General features: G+C 58.2%; 1 pseudogene. It reads right to left on the bottom strand.

The features are described from left to right. Positions 1–569 (bottom strand): annotated as a pseudogene (locus B3W37_RS09860) (hydroxylamine reductase); the annotation flags it as partial.

Here is a 569-nt window from a genome sequence, read left to right as displayed (position 1 = left end):
TGGCCGAATAGGCGTCATTACATTGTCCTACGTCCAGCAGGCGCGGAATGCCGCCGATGCTGCCCAGCTCCTGATCGAAGAAGCGAAACTTGCCGCATCCCAGGGTCAATACCAGGGTGTCGGGCGGGGTTTGGGCCACAAAGTCGGTGTAGTAACTGCGCTTCCCCTTGGAGCCGTCACAGCCCCCTACCAGGAAGACGTGGCGCAGTTTGCCGTCAGCCACTGCCTTCAGAACCTGATCAGCCACGCTCAGAACCGTCTGCCGGGCAAAACCGACCATAACCTTCTTACCCTCTTCATCTTCGGCAAAACCAGGTGCGGATTGAGCGGCTTTAATAATGTCCCCGAATACCCCGTTGGGCAGATGAGCCACCCCCGGCCAGCCTACCGGTCCGGTGGTGAAAATACGTCCTTTATAGCTTTCTGCAGGCTCCTGCAAACAGTTAGTGGTCATCAGGATGGGGCCCGGGAACAGGTCAAATTCTTTTTTCTGATGCTGCCACGCGGTTCCGTAGTGCCCGTACAGGTGCCGGTACTTCTTCAGGCCCGGATAGCCGTGAGCCGGCAGC

Source organism: Syntrophomonas sp. UBA5494 (genome assembly GCF_002426325.1).
This window is presented reverse-complemented; position numbering and strand designations above follow the sequence as displayed.